Annotated in this window: 8 protein-coding genes; 7 read left to right on the forward strand and 1 reads right to left on the reverse strand. The window is 41.2% G+C overall.

What is annotated here, in order from left to right:
- The 5 genes from G3KMM_RS02685 to G3KMM_RS02705 form a co-directional block, all read left to right on the forward strand.
- A partial coding sequence (locus G3KMM_RS02685) for a major tail protein (RefSeq protein ID WP_206660652.1) occupies positions 1 to 326 on the forward strand: 326 nt, incomplete at its 5' end.
- A gap of 10 nt (positions 327 to 336) precedes the next feature.
- A complete protein-coding gene (locus G3KMM_RS02690; protein WP_129605244.1) occupies positions 337 to 516 on the forward strand; it encodes a hypothetical protein in 180 nt (59 codons plus the stop codon).
- Position 517: 1 nt separating this feature from the next.
- Positions 518 to 979 carry an RpiB/LacA/LacB family sugar-phosphate isomerase gene (locus G3KMM_RS02695; protein ID WP_129605246.1) on the forward strand — a complete coding sequence of 154 codons (462 nt, stop codon included), beginning with the start codon at positions 518 to 520 and terminating at the stop codon, positions 977 to 979.
- 12 nt (positions 980 to 991) lie between these two features.
- A complete protein-coding gene (locus tag G3KMM_RS02700) occupies positions 992 to 1,648 on the forward strand; it encodes a beta/alpha barrel domain-containing protein (protein ID WP_129605249.1) in 657 nt (218 codons plus the stop codon).
- Positions 1,648 to 2,640: a carbohydrate kinase family protein gene (locus G3KMM_RS02705; RefSeq protein WP_129605252.1), complete on the forward strand. Its 993-nt coding sequence runs from the start codon at positions 1,648 to 1,650 to the stop codon at positions 2,638 to 2,640. The genes G3KMM_RS02700 and G3KMM_RS02705 overlap by 1 nt, the downstream gene beginning before the upstream one ends.
- Before the next feature lie 39 nt (positions 2,641 to 2,679).
- Here G3KMM_RS02705 and G3KMM_RS02710 read toward each other — a convergent pair whose 3' ends face one another.
- Positions 2,680 to 3,390: an LOG family protein gene (locus G3KMM_RS02710; RefSeq protein ID WP_164998494.1), complete on the reverse strand. Its 711-nt coding sequence runs from the start codon at positions 3,388 to 3,390 to the stop codon at positions 2,680 to 2,682.
- Between the two features lie 50 nt (positions 3,391 to 3,440).
- Here G3KMM_RS02710 and G3KMM_RS02715 point away from each other — a divergent pair, with 50 nt between their 5' ends.
- Both G3KMM_RS02715 and leuS read left to right on the forward strand, forming a co-directional pair.
- Entirely contained in the window at positions 3,441 to 3,968 is a 528-nt protein-coding gene (locus G3KMM_RS02715) for a TrmH family RNA methyltransferase (protein ID WP_129605260.1), read from the forward strand.
- 34 nt (positions 3,969 to 4,002) lie between these two features.
- The coding region (leuS, locus tag G3KMM_RS02720; protein ID WP_129605262.1) for a leucine--tRNA ligase at positions 4,003 to 6,034 on the forward strand (2,032 nt) is incomplete at its 3' end.

The following is a 6,034-nucleotide window of genomic DNA, read 5'->3' on the forward strand; positions in this document are numbered from 1 at the left end:
CTAAGATTTTGGGAGAAATCAAAGACTCTCAAACTGGTGTCATGACTGAAAAAGGAGATGCAGAACCAACAGCATTCGCTATTATGTTCGAGTTCTCAGGTGATAAGAACAAGACTCGTCACGTTCTTTACTACTGCTCAGCAAGTCGCCCATCAAATGGATCATCAACTAAAAACGGTACAAACGTGAACGAACGTGAGCTATCTTTCAAAGCTAGTCCTCGTCCACTTGACTCAGTTATCAAACGTTCAATCACTTCAGCTGATAACAACGAAGTCTACAACAACTGGTTCACAAAAGTTTATGAACCTAATGCCGTAGGTTAAGGAGAAATAAATGCGCAAAATCATCATGGTTGGCGATCAGGAGTATGAGTTAGGAACTAATGGCTACACTCCTATTGCCTACAAGCAACAATTTGGGAAAGATTATTTTCAAGATTTGTTCTCGATGTTGAAAAATCAATCATTCATGAATGAATACGTAGAGCTAGCCGCTGATTTTGGGAAAAACTAATATGCCAAGGATTTTTATCGGTTCAGATCACCGTGGCTTCGTCGCCAAACAGCATATTCTTGCCACTCTTGCCAATACTGAATGGAAGGATAGCTATGAAATTGTCGATCTCGGTCCAGAGACTATTCGTCCAGACGATGATTTTAACGATTATGCCATCGCAGTCTCACGCGCCGTCAGGGAAACTGCTAATTCTCGCGGCATTCTCATCTGTGGCTCAGCCCACGGTATTGCCATCCAGGCCAATCGTTTTAAAGGAATACGTGCCATCTGTGGCTACACTCCAGAGTTAGTTCGTCTTGGTCGACTTCATAATGACGCTAATGTCCTCTGTCTTTCTTCTGATTTTATGGATGATGCAAATATTGATCAGGCCATCGATATGTTCCTTCGCGGTAATTTTTTGCCCGAAGAAAGATATATTAGGCGCAATCAACGACTTGATGAGGAATCAATTTATTAATAAAGGAAAACTATGGGTGAGGATGTATATATAGTACCGACAATTCTAACTAATGATCCGCAAGTTTTTGCGGCACAGTTGCAGGCCTATCCGCAGTTTGCTAAAAGAATTCAGATTGATCTAATGGATGGCACCTTCACGGCCGACAAAAGCCTCCCAGAATCCACAATTGCTGGTCTACCTCAAGGAGTTTCTTTTGATCTACATTTGATGTCGGCAAGACCAAGCGATCATCTCACCCATCTTCTCCGACTCAAACCCTCACTCTGTATCTTACATGCCGAGGCTAGCGAGGATTTAACACCATTCTTTAGTGAATTTAAAAAAGCTGGTATCAAATCAGGCTTAGCGCTTTTACCGGGGACTTATCCCGGTCTAGTTAAGGCCTACATTGAAGCTGTGGATCATGTTCTTATTTTTGCTGGCTCCCTCGGTAAACAAGGCGGCCAAGCAGACCTGTTACAGATGGAAAAAATTAAACTCATTCGTGAAATTAACCCCACGGTTGAAATTGGCTGGGATGGCGGTGCAAATCTAACCAATGTCCGCGCTCTTGCACATGCTGACCTAAATGTGATTAATGTTGGCTCCGCTATTTCCAAAACACAAGACAAAAAAGTGGCTTTTGATCAGCTTGTTGAGGAGTCAAAAAAACGGGGGATCATGTAATGGTCGCTTCAAAATTTTATCGTAAAGTCCACTACAAAGAACAGCCAATCTTTCGTGTCCTTACTATTGGTGCGGCCATGCAACAAATTATACTAGTAGATCATGATGACTTTATTATCAATAAGCAAAAAGTCTCTATCGGCGAGAAAGTCGACATCGACCAGATCTATTATCAGCTAGGTGGTAGTGGTGTTAATGCGGCTGTAACATTTGCTCGTCATGGTCACCAATCAATTTTAATTAGTAATCTCGGCCAGGATCGCTCAGCAGAAGCTATTAAGGATTTTCTAATCGATGAAAGCGTTGATACGAGCTATCTAAATCAGCTTCCTCTTCAGACTGGTACTTCTGTTGTTCTGCTGGATTCAAAAACCGCCACCAGGACCACCATGAACTGTCTAGGTGCAGCTAAAACCTCAAATAATTTAGAGTCTCACGATCTTAATCTGGCTAATCCGGATTGGCTGTATCTCACAACTCTAAATGGTGATTTAGATAAGGCTCTAGAATTTATTGAACAGGCTAAAGAAAAACAAATTAAAATTTTCTGGAACCCCGGCGAACTAGAACTAAAACAAAAGAAAAAAGTCTTAGGGCTTTTGTCTGATATTGATGTTCTGCTCGTTAATCAACAAGAAGCCAAGATGCTAGTTGGCGGGGAAATTCTTGAAGAACTCATCACTAAGCTTTCCGCATATACTAGGACCGTAATCATTACCGCGGGCGCTAGTGGTAGTATTGCCAAATCTGGAGAAGAAATATATCGTCTAGCTGAATATGAACAAAAAGCCCCTATCGATCCTACGGGTGCAGGTGATGCCTTTGGCTCTGGTTTTCTTGCCGGCCTTCTCGACGGCTTAGACTTTAAGCATAGCCTCATTGCTGCTGCCGCCAATGCTACCTCAGTTATCTCAGAAATCGGCTCTACTAAAGGTATACTCTCAGCTAATGAAAAATATCACCCAATGCCAATTCAGCGACTTTATTTATAAAAAAATATGAGGTGGAAGCCTCATATTTTTAATAAATCTTTACACTGATTTAACGCGATTATAGATATTATCGTTAATATTGATGTGCCCAATTTTGTTTGCTGCTAGCACCACCTCTGTGATATCATCAGTCATTACAAAAAGATCAAGATCCTCCTCCTTAATCATCTTGTTTTTTAGCATGGTAGTCTTGAAGAACTTCACTAGTGGACGCCAATATGACTTACCAATTAAGAAACATGGCATCTTGGGCATCTTACCTGTTTGAATTAAAATTAAAACCTCAGACATTTCATCAAGCGTACCTAACCCGCCAGGGAAAAAAGCGTAAGCCTTGCTAGACATCACTAGCATCACCTTACGAGCAAAAAAGTAATTAAACTCCATTGAGTCGGTAAGATAAGGATTCTCGTGTTGTTCAAAAGGCAACTTAATATTTAGTCCCACACTGCGTCCCCCATATTCGTATGCGCCACGGTTAGCTGCTTCCATAATGCCAGGACCACCACCAGTAATTACTGGGTGACCATTTTCCGCTAGCAAACGTCCTAATTCGCGAGCCTTAATATAATACTTGTCCGTCTCTGGCGTCCTAGCCGAACCAAAAATTGTTACCCCTTGCGAGAATCGTCGAATCGTTGACAGGCCTTTTAGCAGATCCTTAGCATAAGCTAAAGAACGGTCAACGTCTGGCCCTGAAATTTTATTGGCTGATAATTCATTTAGCCATTCTTCTGTAATTTTATCCATAAGCTTATTATAACAAAATAACCCCTGAATAGACATGATAAAATAGAGATATGGAAATCGTCTTAATTCTACATAACATCCGTTCAACCTACAATGTTGGTTCTATCCTTCGAACTGCTGACGGTTTTTCTGTAGATCAAATTATTTACTCTGGTTTTACTCCAGCCCCAATCCCCCATTCAACTCTCCTACCTCATCTTGCAGAAAAAATAACGAATCAAATTCATAAAACCGCCCTTGGCGCCGAGAAGACCCTACTGTCTTCATATTCTCAAGATATAATTGATTCAATTCACACCCTAAAGGCTCAGGGTTATCAAATCGTGGGTCTAGAGAATAATCTGAAAGATACTCTTCTACATCAAATCACCGAACATTCTCTTCCAAATCTACTGGGCTCTAAGGTTGCTCTAATTCTCGGAGAAGAAGTGGAAGGGATCTCGTCGGAACTTCATCGATTTATTGATTTATTTTTGGAGATTCCCATGTCTGGCCAAAAAGAATCTTTTAATGTCTCCATTGCTACTGCCATCCTCCTCTTCTATTTGAGATACGGTATAAATTTAAATCAATCTTAAACTCTGGTATAATAAATAAGATTAGGGAGTTATTATGGAAAGATATAATCCAACAAAAATAGAAGAAAAATGGCAAAAAATCTGGGAAACCGAGCAAGCTTTTCGTGCTGAAGAAAATGGTGCAGAAAAAATGTACCTCGCAGAAATGTTCCCCTATCCATCTGGTGCTGGTCTTCATGTTGGCCATGTTCGTAATTTTTCTATTGTTGACGTTTTGACAAGATTCTATGCCCAAAATGGCAAAAACGTTCTTCGACCTTTTGGTTATGATACCTTTGGACTCCCTGCAGAGAACTACGCAATCAAAACTGGTATTTCTCCAGCCGAGGCCACCAAAACCAATATTAATAACTTCAGAAAACAAGCCAAGCGCCTAGGCTTCTACATCGATTGGAATCGTGAAATTAATACCTCTGACCCTGAATATTACCGATGGACTCAGTGGTGTTTCTTGCAACTATTTAAAAAGGGGCTCGCCTATCAGAAAGAAAGCTATCAATGGTGGTGCCCTAACGACCAAACCGTCTTAGCTAACGAACAGGTAGAAAATGGTCACTGTTGGCGCTGTGGTACCGAAGTTGAAAAGAAAAAAATGAAACAGTGGTTCTTTAAGATTACCGCTTATGCTGACGAACTTTTAGAAGAAATTGATCAACTCGATTGGCCCGAAAAAATCAAAACAATGCAGAAAAACTGGATTGGACGATCAGAGGGCGCCAATGTGAAATTTAAAGTCAAAGACCAAGAAGATACAATTGACATCTTTACCACTCGCCTTGACACTATTTGTGGCGCAACATTTTTGGTACTTGCACCTGAACATCCGAAAATTCCTGATTTAATTACCAAAGATACGGAAGAAGAAGTAAAAAACTATTGTGCTGCCGCTATTAAGAAATCGGAAATTGAACGTCAAGAAAACAAAGAGAAAACCGGAGTCTTTACTGGTAGCTTCGCTATTAATCCAGTCACTAAAGAAGAAATCCCAATTTGGGTTTCAGATTACGTTCTTATTAATTATGGTGATGGTGCTGTCATGGCAGTGCCAGGTCACGATGAACGTGATTTTGCTTTTGCCTCAAAATATCAGCTGGAAATCAAAACAGTAGTTAAGCCAGTTGAGTTAAATAATCAATCTGAAGCTCATGATGGTGACGCTCTGCAATTCTTCCACGATCGAGGTATTCTATTAAACTCAGGAAAATATAATAATTTAACCTCTAAAGAGGCCGAAAGCCAAATTTTATCAGACCTTGGGGAGGCTGTTGCTAATAAAAAAGTCACTTATCGTATGCGCGATTGGCTTATTTCACGTCAACGATACTGGGGTTGTCCAATCCCCATCGCCTACGATAAAGATGGTCAGCCACATGCTATCCCTGAGGATCAATTACCAGTAGTCTTGCCTGAAGTATCTGATTACCGTCCAGATAAAACTGGCCGTTCTGCTCTTGCCAAAGCTGAAGATTGGCTAAAAGTTACTATTGATGGCGAGGAGATGATTCGAGAGACTGATACGCTAGATGGTTACGCCTGTTCCTCCTGGTATCTTTGGCGCTACGCATCACCACACTCCACCTCTACGGCTTGGGACCAAGATGCTGTTAAATACTGGGAGCCTCTCGATATTTATTGCGGTGCCGACCACGCTGTTGCGCATCTGCTCTATATCCGTTTCTGGTGTAAATTCTTTGCCGATCAAGGTTATCTTCCATTCCGTGAACCTGTCAAAAAGCTTCTTTATAACGGCTATATTAACGCCCCTGATGGTAAAAAGATGTCAAAATCAAAAGGAAACGTGATTGATCCTCTCGATGTCATCGACTCTGGTTACGGCGCAGATACCTTGAGGACCTACGAGCTCTTCATTGGTCCATACAACGAAGATGCGGCTTGGAGCACAACGGCAATTGGTGGAGTCTACCGCTTCCTCAATCGTTGTTTTAACCTCGCCATTAATCAACAAAATAACCGACTTCACTCTGGCACCCCTACTCAACTTATACGGCATAAGACAATCAAAAAAGTTACAGAAGATATCGCAAATACCAATTTTAATACTGCAG

It is taken from the genome of Candidatus Nanosyncoccus nanoralicus, from assembly GCF_004138405.1.
Classification (GTDB): Bacteria; Patescibacteriota; Saccharimonadia; order Saccharimonadales; family Saccharimonadaceae; genus Nanosyncoccus; species Nanosyncoccus nanoralicus.